This is a genomic window from Flavobacterium hibernum, assembly GCF_000832125.1.
Classification (GTDB): Bacteria; Bacteroidota; Bacteroidia; order Flavobacteriales; family Flavobacteriaceae; genus Flavobacterium; species Flavobacterium hibernum.
This window is the reverse complement of the sequence record NZ_JPRK01000010.1, coordinates 62269-83015: the sequence shown is the minus strand read 5'-3', so window position 1 is coordinate 83015 and position 20747 is coordinate 62269. Positions and strand designations below refer to the sequence as shown.

Annotated in this window: 20 protein-coding genes; 8 read left to right on the top strand and 12 right to left on the bottom strand. The window is 32.2% G+C overall.

All coding sequences use genetic code 11. The features are described 5' to 3' along the window. The first annotated feature begins 130 nt into the window (after positions 1-130). A complete protein-coding gene (gene msrA, locus IW18_RS12705; protein WP_041518237.1) occupies positions 131-664 on the top strand; it encodes a peptide-methionine (S)-S-oxide reductase MsrA in 534 nt (177 codons plus the stop codon). 120 nt (positions 665-784) lie between these two features. Next, entirely contained in the window at positions 785-2353 is a 1569-nt protein-coding gene (locus tag IW18_RS12700) for a protein adenylyltransferase SelO (RefSeq protein WP_041518235.1), read from the top strand. Between the two features lie 67 nt (positions 2354-2420). On the opposite strand, the gene IW18_RS12695 is transcribed toward IW18_RS12700, so the two are convergent. After that, a complete protein-coding gene (locus tag IW18_RS12695; RefSeq protein ID WP_041518233.1) occupies positions 2421-3386 on the bottom strand; it encodes a YpdA family putative bacillithiol disulfide reductase in 966 nt (321 codons plus the stop codon). Positions 3387-3390: 4 nt separating this feature from the next. Continuing rightward, positions 3391-3864 (bottom strand): CYTH domain-containing protein, encoded by a 474-nt coding sequence (locus IW18_RS12690; RefSeq protein ID WP_041518231.1) that lies wholly within the window; start codon positions 3862-3864, stop codon positions 3391-3393. A gap of 290 nt (positions 3865-4154) precedes the next feature. Between IW18_RS12690 and IW18_RS12685 the strand changes: the two genes are divergently transcribed. Together IW18_RS12685 and IW18_RS12680 are read left to right on the top strand one after the other, a co-directional pair. Further along, positions 4155-4976: an OmpA family protein gene (locus IW18_RS12685; RefSeq protein ID WP_240475559.1), complete on the top strand. Its 822-nt coding sequence runs from the start codon at positions 4155-4157 to the stop codon at positions 4974-4976. A 20-nt stretch (positions 4977-4996) separates the two neighbouring features. After that, positions 4997-5542: a hypothetical protein gene (locus IW18_RS12680; protein ID WP_041518227.1), complete on the top strand. Its 546-nt coding sequence runs from the start codon at positions 4997-4999 to the stop codon at positions 5540-5542. Between the two features lie 133 nt (positions 5543-5675). Here the strand turns inward: IW18_RS12680 and IW18_RS12675 are convergent, their stop codons facing one another. The 7 genes from IW18_RS12675 to IW18_RS12645 all read right to left on the bottom strand — a co-directional run bounded on the left by IW18_RS12675 (position 5676) and on the right by IW18_RS12645 (position 12972). Next, complete coding sequence (locus tag IW18_RS12675; protein ID WP_041518225.1) at positions 5676-6722, bottom strand: o-succinylbenzoate synthase; 1047 nt, start codon at positions 6720-6722, stop codon at positions 5676-5678. 101 nt (positions 6723-6823) lie between these two features. Continuing rightward, the gene (locus tag IW18_RS12670; protein WP_041518223.1) at positions 6824-8026 is read right to left on the bottom strand and encodes a tetratricopeptide repeat protein; all 1203 of its coding nucleotides are present in this window, start codon (positions 8024-8026) and stop codon (positions 6824-6826) included. A gap of 41 nt (positions 8027-8067) precedes the next feature. Beyond that, positions 8068-8577 carry a DUF2199 domain-containing protein gene (locus IW18_RS12665; RefSeq protein ID WP_052480160.1) on the bottom strand — a complete coding sequence of 170 codons (510 nt, stop codon included), beginning with the start codon at positions 8575-8577 and terminating at the stop codon, positions 8068-8070. A gap of 108 nt (positions 8578-8685) precedes the next feature. Then, positions 8686-9363, bottom strand: coding sequence for a metal-dependent hydrolase (locus IW18_RS12660; protein WP_041518221.1), 678 nt, complete (start codon positions 9361-9363; stop codon positions 8686-8688). Between the two features lie 31 nt (positions 9364-9394). Then, positions 9395-10357 carry a 1,4-dihydroxy-2-naphthoate octaprenyltransferase gene (gene menA, locus IW18_RS12655; protein WP_041518219.1) on the bottom strand — a complete coding sequence of 321 codons (963 nt, stop codon included), beginning with the start codon at positions 10355-10357 and terminating at the stop codon, positions 9395-9397. 108 nt (positions 10358-10465) lie between these two features. Further along, a complete protein-coding gene (locus tag IW18_RS12650) occupies positions 10466-11299 on the bottom strand; it encodes a 1,4-dihydroxy-2-naphthoyl-CoA synthase (RefSeq protein WP_035681238.1) in 834 nt (277 codons plus the stop codon). A gap of 818 nt (positions 11300-12117) precedes the next feature. Next, positions 12118-12972 (bottom strand): CvfB family protein, encoded by an 855-nt coding sequence (locus tag IW18_RS12645; protein WP_041518216.1) that lies wholly within the window; start codon positions 12970-12972, stop codon positions 12118-12120. Positions 12973-13140: 168 nt separating this feature from the next. On the opposite strand from IW18_RS12645, the gene IW18_RS12640 reads away from it, so the two are divergent. After that, positions 13141-14490 (top strand): M20/M25/M40 family metallo-hydrolase, encoded by a 1350-nt coding sequence (locus IW18_RS12640; RefSeq protein WP_041518214.1) that lies wholly within the window; start codon positions 13141-13143, stop codon positions 14488-14490. A 42-nt stretch (positions 14491-14532) separates the two neighbouring features. On the opposite strand, the gene IW18_RS12635 is transcribed toward IW18_RS12640, so the two are convergent. Together IW18_RS12635 and menD are read right to left on the bottom strand one after the other, a co-directional pair. Beyond that, positions 14533-14874 carry a DUF2853 family protein gene (locus IW18_RS12635; protein WP_041518212.1) on the bottom strand — a complete coding sequence of 114 codons (342 nt, stop codon included), beginning with the start codon at positions 14872-14874 and terminating at the stop codon, positions 14533-14535. Between the two features lie 82 nt (positions 14875-14956). Next, positions 14957-16621 (bottom strand): 2-succinyl-5-enolpyruvyl-6-hydroxy-3-cyclohexene-1-carboxylic-acid synthase, encoded by a 1665-nt coding sequence (gene menD / locus IW18_RS12630; RefSeq protein ID WP_041518210.1) that lies wholly within the window; start codon positions 16619-16621, stop codon positions 14957-14959. Positions 16622-16795: 174 nt separating this feature from the next. Between menD and IW18_RS12625 the strand changes: the two genes are divergently transcribed. The 3 genes from IW18_RS12625 (at position 16796) to pip (ending at position 19501) form a co-directional block, all read left to right on the top strand. Next, positions 16796-17974 (top strand): thioredoxin family protein, encoded by a 1179-nt coding sequence (locus IW18_RS12625; RefSeq protein WP_041518208.1) that lies wholly within the window; start codon positions 16796-16798, stop codon positions 17972-17974. Positions 17975-18042: 68 nt separating this feature from the next. After that, entirely contained in the window at positions 18043-18540 is a 498-nt protein-coding gene (locus IW18_RS12620; protein WP_041518206.1) for a GNAT family N-acetyltransferase, read from the top strand. A 43-nt stretch (positions 18541-18583) separates the two neighbouring features. Continuing rightward, the gene (gene pip, locus IW18_RS12615) at positions 18584-19501 is read left to right on the top strand and encodes a prolyl aminopeptidase (RefSeq protein ID WP_084607950.1); all 918 of its coding nucleotides are present in this window, start codon (positions 18584-18586) and stop codon (positions 19499-19501) included. Between the two features lie 112 nt (positions 19502-19613). Here pip and IW18_RS12610 read toward each other — a convergent pair whose 3' ends face one another. Further along, the gene (locus IW18_RS12610) at positions 19614-20201 is read right to left on the bottom strand and encodes a glutathione peroxidase (RefSeq protein ID WP_041518203.1); all 588 of its coding nucleotides are present in this window, start codon (positions 20199-20201) and stop codon (positions 19614-19616) included. Positions 20202-20747 lie beyond the last annotated feature (546 nt).

Sequence of the window (20747 nt, the reverse complement as noted above, 5' to 3'; positions counted from 1 at the left end):
TTTATCAATTGTAAACTTCAAACATTAAATAACCGTTTAGTATCTTTAATTAAATACTCTTTTTTTTAATAATTTATCACAATATTCTATCGGATTAATGGGGCAATAGAACTTAAAACAATACTATTTTATGGAAAATTTATCAGTAGCTACTTTTGGTGGCGGATGTTTTTGGTGTATTGAAGCTGTAATTCAGCGTTTAAAAGGAATAGAATCCTTAAAATCAGGTTATTCTGGAGGTTTTATCAAGAATCCTCCCTATCGCGAAGTTTGTACGGGCAGAACTGGTCATGCCGAGGTTATTCTGGTTACTTACGACCCTGACATAATTTCATATCATGATTTGATTTTTATATTCATGACAAGTCATGATCCAACAACTTTAAATCGTCAGGGAGCTGATAGCGGAACTCAATATCGTTCGATCATTTTATATCATGATGCAGAGCAAAAAGAAATTGCAGAGGAGGTTTTTGAGGAAGTTAAACATTTTTATGAAACCCCAATTGTTACAGAATTAACTCCTTTTGAAGTTTTTTATGAAGCCGAAGAAGATCATCAAAACTACTATAATAACAATCAGGAAGCGCGTTATTGCCAAATCGTAATTGATCCTAAAATTCAAAGGCTAAAAAAAATGTACGCGAATCAATTGGTTGACTAAAAAGATTATGCCACAGATTAAAGGGAGGAGAATGGTTTTCCTTACTTACTTTAAAATCTCACTGAGGTTTTTGAAGAATCATTTAAATCCCTTTAATCTGTGGTTACAAAATAAATTCTAATGAAAAATTTAAAAATAAATAATCGATTTACTGTCGAATTACCTGCAGACCCAAACGAAGAAAATGAAGTTCGTCAGGTTAAGGATGCATTATTTTCGTATGTAAATCCAACAAAACCCTCAAATCCTAAACTTATTCATGCTTCGAAAGAAGTGGCAGAATTGGTTGGTATATCAGCTGATGAAATCCAAACGGAATCATTTTTAAATACTTTTTCAGGAAAAGAAGTTCTTCCTGGAACACGTCCGTATGCGATGTGTTATGCAGGGCACCAATTCGGGAATTGGGCTGGACAACTGGGTGATGGTCGCGCGATTAACTTAACAGAAGTCGAACATAATGATCAAAATTTTACACTTCAACTAAAAGGTGCAGGAAAAACTCCTTACTCTAGAACTGCCGATGGTTTGGCTGTTTTACGTTCTTCAGTAAGAGAATATTTGTGCGCAGAAGCAATGTATTATTTAGGAGTTCCTACTACCCGATCGCTTTCATTAATGTTGTCTGGAGATCAGGTTTTACGTGATATTTTGTACAACGGAAATCCTGCTTACGAAAAAGGTGCAATTGTTTGCCGCGTAGCTCCGTCTTTTATTCGTTTTGGAAGTTTTGAAATGCTTAGTGCTCGCAATGAACTCAAAAATTTAAAGCAATTTGTAGAATATAATCTCAAACATTATTTTCCGGAAATAAAAGGAGAGCCAAAAGATCAATATTTACAGTTCTTTAAAACCGTTGCTGATAAAACCCGCGAAATGATTTTGCATTGGCAGCGTGTTGGTTTTGTACATGGCGTTATGAATACCGATAACATGTCTGTTCACGGAATCACTATCGACTATGGCCCTTATGGATGGCTTGAAAATTATGACCCGAGTTGGACTCCAAATACTACTGACAGTCAAAACAGAAGATATCGTTTTGGGAATCAACCTCAAATTGCGCAGTGGAATTTATATCAATTAGCTAATGCACTTTATCCGTTAATTAATGAAGCTGAGCCTTTAGAAAAGATATTAGAATCGTTTATTACTGATTTTGATCGTGATTATAAAGGAATGTTTTTAAGTAAATTAGGAATATTTACTTCAACTGAAGCTGACGACAAATTAATTTCGGGTTTAGATACTGTTTTGCAATTATCGGAAACTGATATGACTATCTTTTTTAGAAATTTAAGTAAAGTTCAAAAATCAGATTCTGTGGATGAAGCGATTGAAAAAATTAAAGATTCGTTCTATTTGCCTGAAGAAATTAAAGGCGATATTTTAGAATCTTGGAAAAAATGGTTTACAGTTTATCTTCAAAGATTAAATACTGAAGAACTTTCAGATCAAGTTCGTTCTGAAAAAATGAACCAAATTAATCCAAAATATGTTTTAAGAAATTATATGTCGCAACTAGCCATTGACGCCGCTGACAAAGATGATTATTCTTTGATTGAAGAGTTATATTTGCTGTTGCAAAAACCCTATGATGAACAGCCGGAATTTGAAAAATGGTTTGCAAAACGACCAGATTGGGCAAGATCTAAAGTAGGTTGTTCAATGCTTTCTTGTAGTTCTTAATTTTTTTGCCACAGATTAAAGGATTTAATTGATTAATCATGGAAATCTTTAATCTGTGGCAAACTTTTTATTTTGAACTAATGTGATCCACTATTAAACTAGCATGAACACGAGAGTTTTCTATAAACCACTTATGAGTTTGCATTCCGCCACAAACTACGCCTGCCAAGAATAAACCTTCAACATTTGTTTCCATTGTTTCTGGGTTATATGATGGTGTTTTTAATTCATCTTCTGAAAGTTGAATTCCCATTTTTTCAAGAAAAGTCAAATCAGGCTTGTAACCGGTTAGCGCCAAAACAAAGTCATTCTCTATCACAACTTTACCGTTTGGAGTTTCAATTTCAACTTCGTTTTCGTGAATTTCTGTAATATTTGATTCAAAATAAGCTTTTATGCTACCTTCGGCAATTCTATTTTCGATATCAGGTTTTACCCAATATTTTACACGATTATTGATTTCGTTTTTACGAATAACCATTGTAACATTCGCGCCTTTTCGCCAACACTCTAAAGCTGCATCTACAGACGAGTTATTAGCGCCAACAACTAAAATGTTTCTAAAAGCATATTCGTGAGCCTCTTTATAATAATGGCGAACTTTTGGTAGTTCTTCGCCTATTACATTCATTTGAATTGGAATATCATAAAAGCCTGTCGCTATTATAACATTTTTAGACAGATAAATATTTTTATTTGTAACAACCTCAAACTGCTTGTTTTCTAACTTTTTAACCTGACTAACTTTTTCAAATAAATGAATCGAGAATTTAAAATAACGATGAATATTTCGGTAATATTCTAAGGCTTCCTGACGACCAGGTTTTGGTGCTAAACAATTAAAAGGAATATCTCCAATTTCAAGTCTTTCGGCAGTCGAAAAAAATGTCATATACAAAGGGTAATTGAAAATACTATTTACAATTGCGCCTTTTTCAATAATTAAATATTTTAGATTTTTCTTTTGCGCTTCAATTGCACAAGCTAAACCAATTGGCCCGCCTCCTACAATTATTAAATCGTATTCATTCATAATTTTATTTCTCCCAATCTTTAAATGGATTTTTACTCAAATAGGCGTTATAATATCTTTCGTCATTGGTTACTTCTTCCCCAAGCCATTCCGGTTTTTCAAAAGATTCATTTTCAGACTCTAACTCTACTTCTGCCATTACCAAACCTTCATTTTCACCATAAAACTCGTCGACTTCAAAAATGTGTTTTCCTAGTTTTACTTCAAAACGAGTTTTTTCAATTTTGCCTTTTTCGCATAGTTTAAGCAATTCCTGAGCTTCGTCCAAAGGAATTTCGTTTTCCCATTCAAAACGTGACATTCCGCCTTGATGACCTATTCCTTTAATCGTAATAAAACCTCTGTTACCTTTAATTCTAACGCGAACAGTTCTTTCAGGAACAGAACTTAAATAGCCCTGAGCTATTTTATTTTGAGTAAAAGCTTGTTCTTTAAAATCATCAGATTTCACTAAAAACTTTCTTTCTATTTCGACCATTTTACTATTCAAATTTAATTTTTATGCAAGTTACTCAATTTAATGGAGTCTTTTAATTGACATTTACAAATACTCATGCTTCGAACTTATGATTTCATAATTATCTCAAAACTAGAAACATAACTTTAAAATAACTCGTTGTTAATGTATTCTGTATTTATTTTTTTGTTAAATTTGATAGAATCTTAACTTTATCACTTATGTCTAAAAAAGCACTTTATCTATTAGGCATTGTAATAACAATCATTTTAGGGACTTTCCTGTATGTGAATTTTTGTTGCAATTGCACTATGAAAACACCAGCTGTTGATACCGAAAAAGTACCTGTAGTTGTCGCTGAGGAGCATATTTTTGTCCCTTTTATTCTAAATGGTTCCGGAATTGATTATCATACTAATGATAACATCAAGTTCCTTAAAAACAGTTTCGCAGTCGTCCAGCCTGTTAGTGATTCTGTATCAATTGGAATTGAAAATCTTAAAACTTTTCTAATTGCCAATCCAAAGCAAAAAGTGACCATTACTGGTTATGCTACTTCTGACGAAAAAAACACTACAACATTTGAAAATCTTGGTTTAGCAAGGGCAAATGACATCAAGAAGTATTTTATTTCTAAGGGTTTATCCGGTGATCAATTTAATACAAAGGGAGAGGTAATTGATAAATGGAAAACAGATTTGGATACGCTTTTAGGACCTGCTGAGTACAAATTTGAAGCTCTGGAAGTAACTCCAACTTCAACTGACGAATGGGTTATTTTAAAAGAGAAAATCAATGGTGATCCTTTGGTACTTCATTTTAACACTAATAAATCTAGTGATAAACTAACTGATGTTGAGAAACAAAAAGTGGCGGACTTGGTTAAATATATGGAACATGTTAAAGATGCGCTGATCTTGGCCGTTGGTCATAGTGATAATGTTGGAAATCGTGATGCAAATGTTGTTCTTGGACAAAAACGCGCTGATTTTTCTAAAAAGTACTTATCGAAAAACGGTATTGATGGTTCTCGAATTACTACGGAATCAAAAGGTCCGGATGAACCTGTTGGCGAAAACACAACTGCTGAAGGAAAAGCGAATAACAGACGAACTGTAATTACAATCAAATAATTAATCAAAAATATACTATTATGAATATACCTTGTATCTTAATACCTGCGCTAGTGGGGTTAATCTGTGGAGTTTTAGGCTACTTACTAGGAAAAATGAATTCTAAGGGAGATGATTCACTTGCATTGTCATTACAAGCTGATTTGGATGCATGCAAAGCCAATACAAAAAACTTAAATGCAAAAATAGCTTCATTAGAAGCTGACTTGGCAGCCAAATCTAAAATTTCGGCTTCACAATCTTTTGCAGCAGCGGTACCAACGATAGTTTTTGACAGCGCGCTTGCTGCAACAGTTTTTGGTAAGAAAATAAAAGAAAATGATTTAAAAATTGTTGAAGGTATCGGGCCAAAAATTGAAGCTTTGTTTAATGATGCCGGAATAAAAACTTGGCACGCTCTTTCTGAATCTACCATTGATAAACTTCAATCGATTCTAGATGCAGCAGGCGAAAACTATGCAATCCATAATCCTGGAACATGGCCAAAACAAGCTTTATTGGCTTATCAAGGCAAATGGCAAGAACTAAAAGACTGGCAAGAGGCTCTGGATGGCGGAAAAGAGTAATTAAATTGCCTAAAATAGGTTCAAAGGCTCAAAGCGACAAAGGTAAATAAGACTTAAATTAATAAGTTTTTATCTTTGCTGTTTTGAGCCTTTTCCTTTGAACCTTTGTAACTCTGTCCCTTTGAACCTATTTCTATAGTAAATCAAAAAAATCACAATTCCACTTCGTAGATTTATTATACCATAGTTTGCCTTCCTTTACTTCTAGAGGGCAATCAAAATTATTGGTATAAAGTGCTCCGGTTCCTAACCCTTGTGGCATTTTTGAATTTTGTAAAAATGTCCATTGGGCAATAGCATTAAGTCCTATATTACTTTCTAATGCCGAAGTAATCCACCAACCAATATTATACTTATCGGCTAAGGTAATCCATTCCTGAGTTCCTCTAAAACCGCCAACAAAACTTGGTTTGAGTATTATATATTGTGGTTTAATTTCCTGTAGTAATTTTTCTTTTTCTTCGAATGAAAATACGCCAATTAATTCTTCATCTAAAGCAATAGGAAATGGTGTTGCTTGACACAACGCTGCCATGGCTTGAATATTTCCTTTTTTAATTGGTTGCTCGATGCTATGAAGCTGAAATTTATTTAGTTGCTGTAGTTTATCTAAAGCTTCATCTACAGCAAATGCGCCGTTGGCATCTACTCTAATTTCAATTTGATCGGCCGAAAAATGGCTTCTGATAAACTTTAATAAATCGAGTTCTTTATTAAAATCTATAGCGCCAATTTTAAGTTTAATGCAATTAAAACCAGCTTCTAATTTCTCTTCAATTTGTTCTTTCATGAACGAAGATTCTCCCATCCAAACCAATCCATTAATAACAATTGATTTTGTATTATTGGTAAAATCTGAAGGAAATAATAAATATGGATTTTTGCTTTTAAGAGATAAAAAAGCCATTTCTACACCAAATTGTATCGATGGAAATTCTAGTAATGCTTCCCAAAGTTTTTTCTCTCCTAAATGAATATTCTCACAAGTCCATTTAAGTTTTTCTTCATAATCATCTCGATCATCAGCACTCAAGCCACGAAGAATTCCGCACTCGCCTATTCCTTTTTTACCATTTTCTTCAAGAACGATAAACCAGGTTTCTTTCTCAGTCATAATCCCTCTGGAAGTTCCTGAAGGGCGTTTGAATTCGAGCATATATCTATGGTAGGTTGCTTTCATATCTTTTTTAAACCATATAAGTTATATAAGTTCATTTAAAAATACTACGCTTAGTAAGTAAACTTAAATTATCTTATATAACTTATATGTTGGAAATTATTCTAGTTATACAGTTTTAAAATTTTATCAAAATCTTTTGATGGCAAACCAGCTTTTTCGAAAATGGTAAAATCTTGTTTTGTTTTTTCTTTCCAGCTTAAACTATCGGTAACATTTTGAGTTTGGTATTTTCTATAAATTGCTTTTGCTTCGCTGTAATCATCACTTATTAAATAAACGTGCGCCAAGTTTAGTTTTACTAATAGCTCGGTATCATCTAATTTTTCGCCCTCTTTCAAAAACTTAATAGCTTTTCCGTACTGTTTGGTCAAAATATAACAATAACCAATGGAACTATAATCTAATGCCGATGCTTTTCCGTCGTTTATTATAGTATTTAATTTCTGAATTGCTTCGTTGTATTTTTGCGATTTTATTAGAGCCGAAGCTTGAACTCTTAAATCGTTATAAACGTTTTTAGAAATATCAACGTCTTTATAACACGAGTTTCCAAAGTCTTTGTAAACTTTTGTTTTCTCAATTGCTAACAATTTTTGAAACTCGGTATAACGGTATTGTTTCATTATTTTCTCTAAAATGCAAACACAAAAATCATCAGAATTGGCCATTTTTTGTGCCATTGTCGATGTTTTACAAAGACTTATGATTTCGTTTTTATTCTCCTGATTCCAACCGCGATTTAGTTTTGTGTCGACCCACGGCACAACTTCTAAAACTACTTTTTGATTTAAAAGCCAGTTTTTACTATGAAAACCAAACCAAATTGTTGTGGTGTTTTGGGTAAGACAAGACGATTTATCGAGTGATAATCGTTTAGCGTCTTTACTTAATGGATCTGCTTGGGCGTAACAGGCTTTATCTGTCTTACCATCATCAATATATTTTTTTGCATTTTCGCTTGACGTAAAAAGTGCATAGGTACAAGTATCGTCTCCTGAAATTTTAGACATTAAAAATACTGCACCAGCTGAACCTTGACTAACTCCTGTTGGATCTGGAATTGATTTTAGCAAAGAAACTAAACTGTTAGCCATTTTTTGATTTTCATCTAAAAGCGTAATACGATACACAATTTCTGTAGTTCCAACGGGTAGATCTTCTGTTTTTAGAACGATTCGATCTCGTGCCGAAACTATAATTTCTTTTGTTGTAGCACGTTCCTTATCCCAAAATCCATCTTTTTGAGCGTAAGTGCTGTAAGAGATTGTAATGAAAAGAAATAGGGCTATTTTTTTAAAATTCATTTTATAAAATTTAGTTTAAATGTGGTCTACAAATTTCAAGCCTAATTTTTTAGCATTTTATAAATCCTATTCTCTGCTTCTTCTTTTGTAATTCCTTCGTAATAATCTTTTACAAAAGGATGGTCAAAATCTTTATGCGGAAAAATTTCAGGTCTATTGTTGCCTTTTTGAGTAACTACTGTTGTTGGAATACTATTTGAGAATTCGTATTCTGGAATATAATTGCAAAGCCAGCCAAAATATTGTGTTTCATGATTTTCGTTGTCAAAGTTCTCGAGATAATCCTTAAAACTTTTCTCGCTGAGTGAAACCCAAAATCCGTATTCTAAATCTTCGCAATGATCGTTAACTTTTTGGATTAATACGCATCTAATAAATCGATCCACTTGATCTGAATGTTTTATTACGCAAAAATCTTCGTCAATTACAGCTATTTCATCTTTTTCCTGAGTCGAAAGATTGTGATAACTACTTGGGGAATTGTAGGTTATTGCTGGCCAGCTCTCGTGCTCTTTACCGCAACATTCACAAATAAATTTAATTTCGTCCATACAAAATTTTCTTATGAAATCAAGTTGTCTTAGCCCTGATAGTAGCGATATCCTTTTGTGCCGGTGTTCGGCACAAAAGATATAGCGGATAGCAGGATTAGCTCCTTATTACAATTCTATAGATTCTCCTATTTCAAGAAGCATCAAATCTTTTCCTTTATCAAAAAACTGACGTATTGCGTCTTCGTGGTCAATTTTAATATAACCAAAAGTATCGTAATGATATCCAAGGATTTTATCGCATTCGACAAAATCTGAAGCGATAATAGCATCTTCAACATCCATAGTAAAATTATTTCCTATTGGAAGAATTACTAAATCTAACTCTGTACGTAATGGAATTAATTTCATATCCATTGTAAGTGCTGTATCCCCGGCAATATAAATGTTTTTATGCTCGCCTTCGATTACAAAACCACCAGGATTTCCACCATAAGTTCCGTCAGGAAAAGAGCTTGAATGAATTGCATTTACATATTTTACTTTTCCAAAATCAAATTGCCAGCTTCCGCCATGATTCATTGGGTGAGCATTAAGTCCTAGTTTTGCGTAGTAACTTGTAATTTCGGCATTAGAAACGATTATTGCATTGGTTCGGCTTGCAATGGCTTCAACGTCTAAAACGTGATCGCCATGTGCGTGTGTTAGCAAAATATAATCTGCTTTTAATGTGTTTATGTCTATTGCAGACGCTTGCGGATTTCCTGTTATAAAAGGATCAACAATAATGTGTTTTCCTCCAACTTCAATTCCTAAAGACGCATGACCGTAAAATGTAATTTTCATTTTGTTTTAAATTTAAAAGTTGAACTTTGTATTATCTTCCGCCTAAGAAAAGATTAACAATTATGTCTGAAATCAATGAAATCATACATACGGTTAATAATATTGAAAGCAAGAATGTACTAAGTGCCAATTTTTTTAATTCTGGATCTAACAACTTAGGATCTTGATTTTTATAAACGGTAATTAAATGTTTTGTTAAAGGTATATAGGCCAATAAAAATAGATATTGATCGAAATTATAATCGCTCAAAATGGCAAAAATGACCACTAAAAGCATTGCTGTAATAATCAATGAAAAATGATAAATTTTAGCTTTTGCTCCACCAATTTGCACTACAATTGTATTTTTTCCAGATTTTCTGTCTGATTCTTCATCGCGCATATTGTTTAGGTTTAAAACACCAACGCTTAATAATCCAATTGAAATTGCAGGTAAAATTAATAGAGGGTCAACTTCTTTTGAGTATAAAAAATTAACTCCTAAAGTACTTACAAGTCCAAAGAATATGAAAACAAAAACATCTCCAAATCCTTTATATCCGTATGCCGAATTACCTACTGTGTAACGAATTGCCGAAACAATTGCTGCAATTCCTAATAGTAAAAAGAAGATTGAGTATCCAAAATTACTTTCGCCAAACGCAAAATAAATCAAGATGATTGCAGATAATAACGTCAATAATGAGGTAATAATTATCGCTTTTTTCATTTGTTGCGGCGTAATTATACCACTTTGAATAGCACGTTTTGGTCCTACTCTATCTTCGTTATCTGTACCTTTTACTCCATCGCCATAATCATTGGCAAAATTGGATAAAACTTGTAAACCAAGCGTTGTTAATAGCGCAAAACCAAAAATTTTCCAACTAAATACTTCTGTTGGTGTATTGATTGTTTCTGTAGGGTTTGATAAAGCATAAATACTACCAACTATGATTCCCGAAACTGATAAAGGTAATGTGCGCAATCTAGCGGCTTCTATCCAATGTTTCATTCTTTTTTTGATTTTAGATTTTAGAGTTTTGATCGTTTAAAAAGTTAGCAGTCTCAGTTTCAGTTTTCAGAATGTGACTGAGACTGAGACTGCATACTAATTTAGAACTTATGGAAGCCATTTATTTTCTCCAAAATTTGGTTTTCTTTTTTCTAAGAAAGCGTTTCTTCCTTCTTTTGCTTCTTCGGTCATGTAAGCTAAACGAGTTGCTTCGCCAGCAAAAACTTGTTGTCCAACCATTCCGTCGTCAGTCAAGTTCATGGCGAATTTTAGCATTTTTATAGAAGTTGGAGATTTTTGAAGAATTTCCTGTGCCCATTCATAAGCGGTGTCTTCTAACTCATCGTGAGGAATTACAGCATTTACCATTCCCATATCCATTGCTTCCTGAGCTGAATAATTTCTTCCTAAAAAGAATATTTCACGTGCTTTTTTCTGACCTACCATTTTAGCCAAATACGCAGATCCGTAGCCACCATCAAAACTCGTTACATCTGCATCAGTTTGTTTAAAAATGGCGTGTTCTTTACTGGCTAAAGTCATATCGCAAACTACGTGCAAACTGTGTCCGCCACCTACTGCCCAACCAGGAACAACTGCTATAACAACTTTTGGCATAAAACGAATTAAACGTTGTACTTCAAGAATATTTAAACGGTGCTGACCATCTTCGCCCACATATCCTTGGTGTCCGCGCGCATTTTGATCTCCTCCACTGCAAAAAGAATAAACTCCATCTTTAGTTGATGGTCCTTCTGCCGAAAGCAAAACTACTCCAATTGAAGTATCTTCTTGTGCATCGTAAAAAGCTTGGTATAATTCTGAAGTTGTTTTAGGACGAAAAGCGTTTCTAACATTGGGTCTGTTAAATGCAATTCTGGCAACTCCGTTACATTTTTTATAAGTTATATCTTCAAATTCTCTGGCAGTAATCCAATCCATTTCTATTTGTTTTATTTTAAATAATTATAGTGTAAAAATAAAGCATTTTTACATTTTTACCTACTCAATTTGGTTTTAGTCTGCCTGAAAATATCTTTCAATGTTAACAAATGGATGCGAGGAACAAAAAATAACATTTTTTAACATTAGTTTCGAAAATTAATAAGTAATTTTACACCCTAGAAATCAATGAGATACATTTTATTTTATTGATATAAGATTGATTTTCTTTCACTGATTTATTAACCTAAAAAATGATTTTTTTGAGAAAATTTAAAAAATTTGTCGCTCATTTTTTTACGGTTTTTATTCATAAGCCTTTGATTAATGAGCAAATGATTTACGCGTTTGTTGAAACTTCGAAAAGGAAATAGTAACACCTAAGGTTAAATGCTAGAATTGTTTAAGTAATTAGTATCAGTTTGATTACGAAAAGAGGAGAAATACTAACTAAAACTTTCTATAAGTTATTTTATTAAACCAATGGTCTAGCCGTGAAATTGATTTTTTCGCTTTTAAATATGAATGTATAGATTGTTTAAAGACATACCGGTTCAGGAAGTAATTTCTAAAATTTTTAAAGCTATTATTTTTTGAATGGATTCGAATTTATTTTATTTCTGTTTTTTTTTAATTACAATTTTTTTTAAAACTAGAATAAAAAAGAGAAAGGCTACTCGTAATGGGTAGCCTTTCTTGTTTGTATTAGTTTCGTTTAAATTCTAACGAAAACTAAATTCCAATAAAAAAATTCCAAATTCCAATACTATATAAAGCACTGGAATTTGGAATTTAATTTTTTTTGAATTTCAGAAAATTTATTCTTTTACAAGATAAATTCCGTCTTCTTTAATTTCGATAAGTTTATCTTTATACAAAGCTCCAATTGCTTTTTTAAAGGTCTTTTTACTCATTTTCAAGACCGTTTTAATGTCTTCAGGGTGCGAATTATCATTTAATCGTAAGAAACCACGATTAGCTCTTAATTCGTCTAAAATTTTCTCTGCATTTGGTTCAATACTTTGATAACCTTGCACTTGCAAAGCCACATCTATTTTATTATCAGGACGAATGTTTTTAATAAATCCAATCATTCTGTCTCCGGTTCTTATTGCGTCATCATAAACTTCGTCTTTATACAATAAACCTTTATGTTTCTCATTGATAATCACATTGATTCCTAACTCGGTAATATGCGAAACGATCAAATCTACTTCTTCTCCTTTTTCAACCGTTAAATTTTCATTACTCAAAAATTGATTCAATTTACTTGAAGCAACCAAACGATTGGTTTTTTCGTCCATATAAAGATAAACTAAATAGCGTTTTCCTTTTTCCATTGGACGCGCTTGCTCTTTAAACGGAACAAGAATATCTTTTTCCATTCCCCAATCCATAAAAGCACCAACATTATTAATATAATTCACTCTCAAAAGAGCAAATTCATTCAATAAAATATAAGGTTCAAGCGTTGTAGCAACCGGGCGTTGTTCGTGGTCCAAATAAACAAAAACAATAAGCTCTTCGCCTATTTCAAACTCATTTGGAACGTATTTATTTGGTAATAAAATATCGTGAATTCCCTCAGGGTCTTTTTCAGGATTTCCTAAAAATAAACCAACTTTGGTATCACGTAATATAGTAAGGGTATTGTATTTTCCTAATTCAATCATATTCTTTAAGGTTCTAAGCCAATAAGCGACTAAGTTTCTAAGCTGCAAATGTACGAAGTTTGAAAATGGTAAACCTAAAAATGTTTTAGATAAAAGGCACAAAACATCTTTTTTCGGTTTCTCCTTTTTTTAATTAAATTTGAGAACCTGTAAATTAATCCCAAATCAATGAAAAAGACCATTTTTTACGCCATTTTTATCTTTTTGTCATTCACGCACATTTCAAGTTCTCAAGTTGTTGAAGACCCTGAAATTAGAAAGATGATAAGCGAAATTAAAGCTGAAAACCTCGAAGCTACAATTCATAAGCTAGTTTCATTTGGAACGAGACATACTTTGAGTGACACAAAAAGTAAAACAAAAGGTATTGGTGCGGCACAACAATGGGTAAAATCTGAGTTTGATAAATTTGCTTTAGAGTCGAATGGAAGACTAACCTCTAAAATTGATTATTTTGAAGTTAAAGCCGATGGAAAACGCATTGCTAAAGACAGTCAGCTTGGAAATGTAATGGCAACTTTAAAAGGAACTGACCCAAATGACAATCGAATTCTTATTATTAGCGGACATTTAGATTCGAGAGTTTCGGACGTTATGAATGTAAAATCTGATGCTCCAGGTGCCAATGACGATGGTTCTGGCGTGGCTGCGGTAATAGAACTGGCCAAAATAATGAGTAAGAGATCTTTTCCTGCTACTATTATTTTTATTGCTGTAACTGGCGAGGAACAAGGACTTTATGGTGCAAGACATTTGGCAGAATTAGCAAAAGAATCAAACTGGAATATTGTTGCAATGCTTAATAACGATATGATTGGTAACAGTTTATCCAGCGGCACTAATTTAAGAGATAATACTCAGGTTCGAATCTTTAGTGAAACAATTCCGTTTTTAGAAACCGAAGACGAAGCTAAAATGCGAAAAGCTACAAGTCGCGACAATGATAGTCCGTCTAGATTATTGGCACGTTATATTAAAACTGTTACAGAGCAATACGTAGATCAATTAAAAGTGAAATTAGTGTATAGAAATGATCGTTTTTTACGTGGAGGCGATCATACACCTTTTAGTCAGAATGGTTTTACTGCTGTTCGTTTTTGCGAGATGAATGAAAATTTCAATCATCAGCATCAGGATTTAAGAACCGAGAATAATATCAAATACGGCGATCTTCCTGAATTTATGGATTTTGAATATTTAAGAAAAAACACTTGTTCTAATCTGGCTACTCTTGCCAATCTTGCGTGGTCGCCAAAAGCACCAACAAGTGTTGGAATTGAAGTTAAGGAATTATCAAACTCTTCTACTTTAAAATGGTCGTCTCCAGATGGGAAAGCACAATACGGTTATCAAATTTTAATGAGGGAAACATCATCTTCGCATTGGGGAAAAACCTTTTTTACAAAAGATACTCAAATAGAAATTCCGTATTCTAAAGACAATTACTTTTTTGCAGTACAAACTGTTGATGCCTTAGGTCATGCGAGTTTGCCCGTTTTTCCTATTCCAATTCGATAAAATGACATAAAAAAAGCGCCTAAATGGCGCTTTTCTTTTGCTTTATTTATAAACACTTTCTTTTTTAAAGTGTAAAGTTAAAAGGTAATAAACAACAGCTCTGTACTTATGTTTATTGGTTTTACCGTACTGTTCTAGAACAGTTTGAATTGCAATGTCTAAAGCTAGACCATCTGTAAGACCTAATTTTTTAATTAAGAAATTTTTCTTAACGGTATCTAATTCTGATTGTTGCGATCCCGCCACAGTTGATGAATCCGCGTTATAAATTGATGGTCCACATCCAATGGTTACTTTCGTTAGCAAATCCATGTTAGGAGTTACTCCACACTTTTCCTTAAGATCAGCAGCATACTTTTTAATTAATTCTTCTCTTGCGCTCATAATTTTATATTAGTTATAATTAATGCAATCAAAATTATAATTAAAACTGAGGTTTAAGTAAATTTTAACAATATTTAACTTACTAAATATTTAATTCTTTAAAGTATTGCTTTAGAACTACATCATTTACTAAAGTTGGAGTAAAAATTTCTAAAATAGACGGAGTTTCATTTTGCGAATACAATGCGTCAATTCCTATTTTTAAAGCTGTTTCATCAGAAGCTGTCAGATAATTGAAACCATACATTTTTGCCAAATACTCTGCTGTTAGATGATGTGAAGTTTCAAAATAAGTATTAAAAACTGGTTTTTCTTCATGTCCGGGCAAAATTCTAAAAATTCCTCCTCCTCCATTATTAATTAAAATAATTTTGAAGTTTTTTGGGACATAAGAATTCCAAAGAGCATTACTATCATATAAAAAACTAATATCACCTGTTACAAAAACACCTTGTTTATTACTGCCAACTGCTGCTCCAATTGCTGTAGATGTACTACCATCGATACCACTTGTACCTCTGTTACAAAAAACTTCGATCGAATTATCGATATCAATTAATTGTGCGTATCGAATGGCTGAACTGTTGCTAATTTGTAGCTGACTGTTTTCAGGCAAAGATTCTATTACTTTCTCAAACACTTTAAAATCTGAGAATGGAATCTTTTCTACATATTCGTTTCTTCTAACTTTTCTTGATTCGTAAATTGAATTGATTTGAGAGAAATAGTTACTTTCTGTAAAAATCGTTTTTGATAATAACGCATTAAAAAAATCATTGGGCTGCATTACAAAATGCTGTGTTAACGCGTTAAAAGTATCATAAGCACGCAAAGTATCAATATGCCAATGATGTTGTGGTTTGTATTTTCTTAAAAAAGCCTTGATTCTTTTCGATACAATCATTCCGCCAAAAGTCACTAGGATTTCTGGTTCAAAGTCTTTAAAATCAGAGTCATCAAAAGGAGTAATTAAAGTATCAATACTATTAATAAAACTTGGATGATGTAAATTAGAAGTTGTCTCTGTCAAGACTACAATAGATGGATCTTTGGCAAAGCTTTCAATTATTACATTATCAATTGTATTGGCTTCGTTTACACCAACCAAAACTAGTTTACGCTTGGCTTGATTCCAAATTGAGACAAATTCAGCTTCATTTTCTATAAGCTTAGTTCCAAGAATTTCGTCAGAATATGTAATTTTTGGATCAACAGAAAGTGCTGTAACAGTTTCGTACAAAGGCTCTTCAAAAGGCGCATTAATATGAACCGGACCTTTTTGTAGTATGGCTGTTTCAATCGCTTTATTAATTTTTAAATCATTTTCTACAGAAGCTTCTTCTACCAAATTGGCATTAAAAACGGAATGATTTTGAAAAACATTTTGCTGGCGAATGGTTTGTCCGTCTCCAATATCTATTTTGCTTTGCGGACGATCTGCCGAAATCACAATTAACGGAATTTGACTATAAAATGCCTCGGCTACAGCCGGATAATAATTTAATAATGCAGATCCCGAAGTGCAAACAATTGCAGTTGGTTTTTTGGTTTGCTGTGCAATTCCTAAAGCAAAAAAAGCTGCGCAGCGCTCATCGGCAATGCTGTAACATTTAAAGTTTGGGTTTTGTGCAAATCCTATCGTTAAAGGTGCGTTTCTTGATCCTGGAGAAATTATAATATTGGTGATTCCTTTTGCTAAACAAATTTCGATAATGCTTTGTGCAAGCGCTATTTTGGGGTAAATCATTCTTATGGCGTATTACTTTTTTGAAAAGAAATGTACAAGTTTAATTTCTTTTTGATATCACAAAGTTACAAACTTCGCATTGGATTTAACTTATAAATAGGAATATATTAAGTGCGCTTTTGTAAAAAGGGAATATATTTGTAATAATGAATTTTAATACAAAATAGAGTCTTTATGCGTTTCATATATACATTAGTGCTTTTTATTTCATTACAAATCGTAAACTCTCAAAATCAGTTTGTTCCGGATAATGTTCCATACAAAACTGCGCTAGAGAATGCTAAATCTCAAGGAAAACCTTTGTTTGTTATGCTTTATGCCGATTGGTGTCCGCATTGTAATCTTATGAAAAAAGAAGTTTTTAGTGATTCGAATGTCATGGATTTCTTAAAGAAAAACTATGTATGCACTTGGAAGGATATTGAAAAAGAGGAAGGAATTACTCTTAAAAATAAATTCAATACCAAATCATTGCCAACGTTTTTGTTTATCGATCCTAATGATGAAACACTTTTATATGCATTGAAAGGTGAATTAAAAAAAGCTGATTTTCTGGCTGAAGCCAATTATGCTTTGAATCCTACAATGCAATTACCTTATTTAGAAAAACAGTTTCTGGCCGATCCTAGCAATTCTGACAAGTATTTTACATACTTAAACACTTTAAAGAAGGGAAAAGATAGAACAGATCTGTCTGTTCCTACTCATATTTATCTTAATACACAATCTGATGCACAATTGTTGAGCGAAACCAATTGGCGTGTTATTGCCAACGGAGTTACTGATATTAAATCCAGAGAATTTCAATATGTTTTAAATCATCAAAAAGAGTTTGCTGCAGTAGCTTCTCAAAACCGTGTAGATAGAAAAATTGAAAGTATTGTTAATGAAATGCTTCGTCCGCTAGTTGACAATTTAGACACGATAAATTATTACAAACAAAGAGAAATTGCAAAATCTATTCGATTACAGAAAACGGATTCTCTTGTTTTTAAATTTGACTTGACTCTGGCTGAAAGAACTGAAAAATGGCAGTTTTATAAAAAAGTAACACTTGACGATACTCAAAAATTAGTTTGGAATGATGCTAGTTTCCTAAAAGAAATTGGACAAACTTACTTGAAGCATATTTCTGATACTGAGAGTTTAAAAAAATCCATTTCATGGGTAAAACATTCTTTAGAATTAAACGATTCTTATGATGGAAATTTACTCTTGGCAAGACTTTATAATAAAATAAAAGACAAGAAATTGGCTTTGCAATATGCCAAAGATGCCAAAGATATTTCGAAGGAAATGAATTGGGATGCTAAGGAAGTTGATTCTTTACTCGCAGAACTTAATAAAAAATAAAAATAGCCCCAAATTCGCGAATTGAATTGAAATATGTCATTCGAGAAAAGGTAGAAAAAAATAGCAACATGAGCGTGATTCTTAGACCGGCAACTACAAACGATTTAGAAAAAATTCTAAAAATTGTAAACCATTCAATTTTACATACTACGGCAAATTATAGTTATGACATTCAAACTATTGAAGTGCAAACGAAATGGTTCGAAGACAAGAAAGCAAAAAATCTTCCTATTGTTGTAGCCGATTTAGATGGCGAAGTTGTTGGTTTTGGAAGTTACGGTCAATTTCGTGAAAAAATTGGCTATCAATTCACAGTAGAACATTCTGTTTATGTGGTTGATAATGTGATAGGAAAAGGTGTTGGATCTCAATTATTAACCGAGTTAATTCGTTTGGCAAAAGAGCAAGGCTATCATGTTATGATTGGCGCAATCGACGCCGATAATGCCGGAAGTATTGCTTTTCATGAAAAATTTGGATTTATAGCAACTGGAACTATTCGTGAAGTAGGTTACAAATTTGATCATTGGCTTGATTTGGTTTTTATGCAATTGATATTGGTTTAGATTTTTAGACATTAACATTCTTAATTTAATTATATAAAGAGAATTGAAAATAGCTTATCAAATACAAAAAGGTCATCTTAGAGTTAGTGAAATCCATGAAATATATTACGAAGTTTGTGGTAATATAAATGGAGAACCATATTTGTTTGTTCATGGTGGACCAGGAGCTGGATTTTCAGAAGATGATAAACGTTTTTTTGACTTTAAGAAACATAAAGTGATTTTTTTTGACCAAAGAGGAGCTTCAAAAAGTAAGCCTTTTGGCTGTATAGAAAACAACACAACTCAAGATCTTGTTGAGGATATAAATAAACTTTTGAATCATTTTAGTATTCAAAAAATAAATATTTTTGGTGGTTCGTGGGGAACTACTCTATCACTTATATTTGCTATTCAAAATCCAGAAAAAGTAAAAAGTCTTTTATTGAGAGGCGTATTTTTAGGTAATAAAGATGCTATTGAATACTATTTAAATGGAGGTGTCGAAATTGAATTTCCTAAAGAATGGAATAGATTTAAAAACAGGGTTTCTCCTGCGACAACTTTAAGTATTGCTGAATACTATCTTAACCAAATGTTGTACGGAACTCCAGAAAACAAAGAATTTTATTGTTATGAATGGGTGTTTTATGAATTATCTATTTACAAGAAAGGAATTACTGACTCTGAAATTGATGCTATTTTAAAACAAATTCCATATCGTTCTTTGGCTATTATGGAAGCACATTATTTAAGTAATTATTGTTTTCTTGAAGAGAATTATATACTTGAAAATAGCAGCGTTTTAGATGAAATTTCAATCACTATAATTCACGGTAGAGATGATGCGATTTGTCCTATTATATACGCCGAAGAATTACATGCTAAATTAAAAAAATCTACTCTATATATTCAAAACGGAGGACATTCTGATTCAGAACCCGAAATTGAAAAACGAATTTTGGAAGTTTTAAATCTTTAAAAAGAAAATCAATCAAACTTCTGTTTCTTAGAATTTATTTCATAAAAAAAAATCCACAAACTTGAAATTTGCATTCAAATTTGTGGATTTATGGTTTAGATAGTTATTCTAATTAACTTTTTATCCAATTGATAACTTCAGGATCTGTTGGTAACGTTTTTGGTTTAATGACTTTTACCAGTTGTCCTTTTTCATTGATCAGATACTTTTGAAAATTCCATTCAACTTCTGAATCTTGTAAGCCATTTTTAGATTTTTGAGTCAAGAATTTATACACTTCGCACATATCGTCTCCTTTTACAGAAACCTTGTCCATCATTGGAAAAGTTACTCCGTAATTTTGTTGGCAAAATGTTTCGATTTCTTTATTCGTTCCTGGCTCTTGAGAAGCAAAATTATTGGCTGGAAAACCTACAATTACAAAACCTTTATCTTTGTATTCTTTGTAAATTGCTTCAAGATCTTTGTATTGCGGGGTTAATCCGCATTTTGATGCTGTGTTTACAATCATCACTTTTTTGCCTTTTAAAGAAGCAAAATCAAAAGTGTCTCCAGATAAATCATCAACCTTAAATTGGTAAATCGTTTCTTTTGTCATGTCTTTATCTGTTTTAGATAATTTACTTTTTTTTGATTGAGCCTGAATTTGTGTGCTTAACAAAAAGACAACGGAACAGGCTATAAATGCTATTTTTTTCATCTTGTATTTTTTTATAAAATTAGTTAAATTCTCTTTTACAGAATGGCTTTGAAGGCTTTATTTTTATTAAACATAAGTTAAATAAAAAAATAAGCCTAGCGTTAATCAGACGCTAGGCTTCCCCCATACAAACAAATCAAACCATGAAATAATTATTGTGCATTTTGGCTTATATACTGTAATTATAGTTGATGTCCCGGTTATTGTGAAAATTATATTTTTAGAATTTTATACCTTCTTATATATATTTTGCGGGCATTTATTTCTTAACTCTTTAGTTTGGGCATGAATTGATAGTTAAAATTCTTTTTAAAATTTTCGGTTGGAAGTCCGAAGACATCAACTATTTATAATTTTACAAACAAAATCTTCATTCTGATTTAGAACAATACTTGAACAAATCATTTTACTATTGAAATTTGTTACGGCTAATACAGATGTCAAAGCCATAATTAGTATCTTAATTTCATTTACGTAACTCATGACATTTTGGTTTTAATTATTGAGATTTATTCTACAATTTATTTTGAATAAATGTTAAATTTC

Coding starts and splice junctions, on each gene's coding strand:
- msrA (WP_041518237.1), top strand. CDS start 131: ATGGAAAATTTATCAGTAGCTACTTTTGGTGGCGGATGTTTTTGGTGT.
- IW18_RS12700 (WP_041518235.1), top strand. CDS start 785: ATGAAAAATTTAAAAATAAATAATCGATTTACTGTCGAATTACCTGCA.
- IW18_RS12695 (WP_041518233.1), bottom strand. CDS start 3,386: ATGAATGAATACGATTTAATAATTGTAGGAGGCGGGCCAATTGGTTTA.
- IW18_RS12690 (WP_041518231.1), bottom strand. CDS start 3,864: ATGGTCGAAATAGAAAGAAAGTTTTTAGTGAAATCTGATGATTTTAAA.
- IW18_RS12685 (WP_240475559.1), top strand. CDS start 4,155: ATGAAAACACCAGCTGTTGATACCGAAAAAGTACCTGTAGTTGTCGCT.
- IW18_RS12680 (WP_041518227.1), top strand. CDS start 4,997: ATGAATATACCTTGTATCTTAATACCTGCGCTAGTGGGGTTAATCTGT.
- IW18_RS12675 (WP_041518225.1), bottom strand. CDS start 6,722: ATGAAAGCAACCTACCATAGATATATGCTCGAATTCAAACGCCCTTCA.
- IW18_RS12670 (WP_041518223.1), bottom strand. CDS start 8,026: ATGAATTTTAAAAAAATAGCCCTATTTCTTTTCATTACAATCTCTTAC.
- IW18_RS12665 (WP_052480160.1), bottom strand. CDS start 8,577: ATGGACGAAATTAAATTTATTTGTGAATGTTGCGGTAAAGAGCACGAG.
- IW18_RS12660 (WP_041518221.1), bottom strand. CDS start 9,363: ATGAAAATTACATTTTACGGTCATGCGTCTTTAGGAATTGAAGTTGGA.
- menA (WP_041518219.1), bottom strand. CDS start 10,357: ATGAAACATTGGATAGAAGCCGCTAGATTGCGCACATTACCTTTATCA.
- IW18_RS12650 (WP_035681238.1), bottom strand. CDS start 11,299: ATGGATTGGATTACTGCCAGAGAATTTGAAGATATAACTTATAAAAAA.
- IW18_RS12645 (WP_041518216.1), bottom strand. CDS start 12,972: ATGATTGAATTAGGAAAATACAATACCCTTACTATATTACGTGATACC.
- IW18_RS12640 (WP_041518214.1), top strand. CDS start 13,141: ATGAAAAAGACCATTTTTTACGCCATTTTTATCTTTTTGTCATTCACG.
- IW18_RS12635 (WP_041518212.1), bottom strand. CDS start 14,874: ATGAGCGCAAGAGAAGAATTAATTAAAAAGTATGCTGCTGATCTTAAG.
- menD (WP_041518210.1), bottom strand. CDS start 16,621: ATGATTTACCCCAAAATAGCGCTTGCACAAAGCATTATCGAAATTTGT.
- IW18_RS12625 (WP_041518208.1), top strand. CDS start 16,796: ATGCGTTTCATATATACATTAGTGCTTTTTATTTCATTACAAATCGTA.
- IW18_RS12620 (WP_041518206.1), top strand. CDS start 18,043: ATGAGCGTGATTCTTAGACCGGCAACTACAAACGATTTAGAAAAAATT.
- IW18_RS12610 (WP_041518203.1), bottom strand. CDS start 20,201: ATGAAAAAAATAGCATTTATAGCCTGTTCCGTTGTCTTTTTGTTAAGC.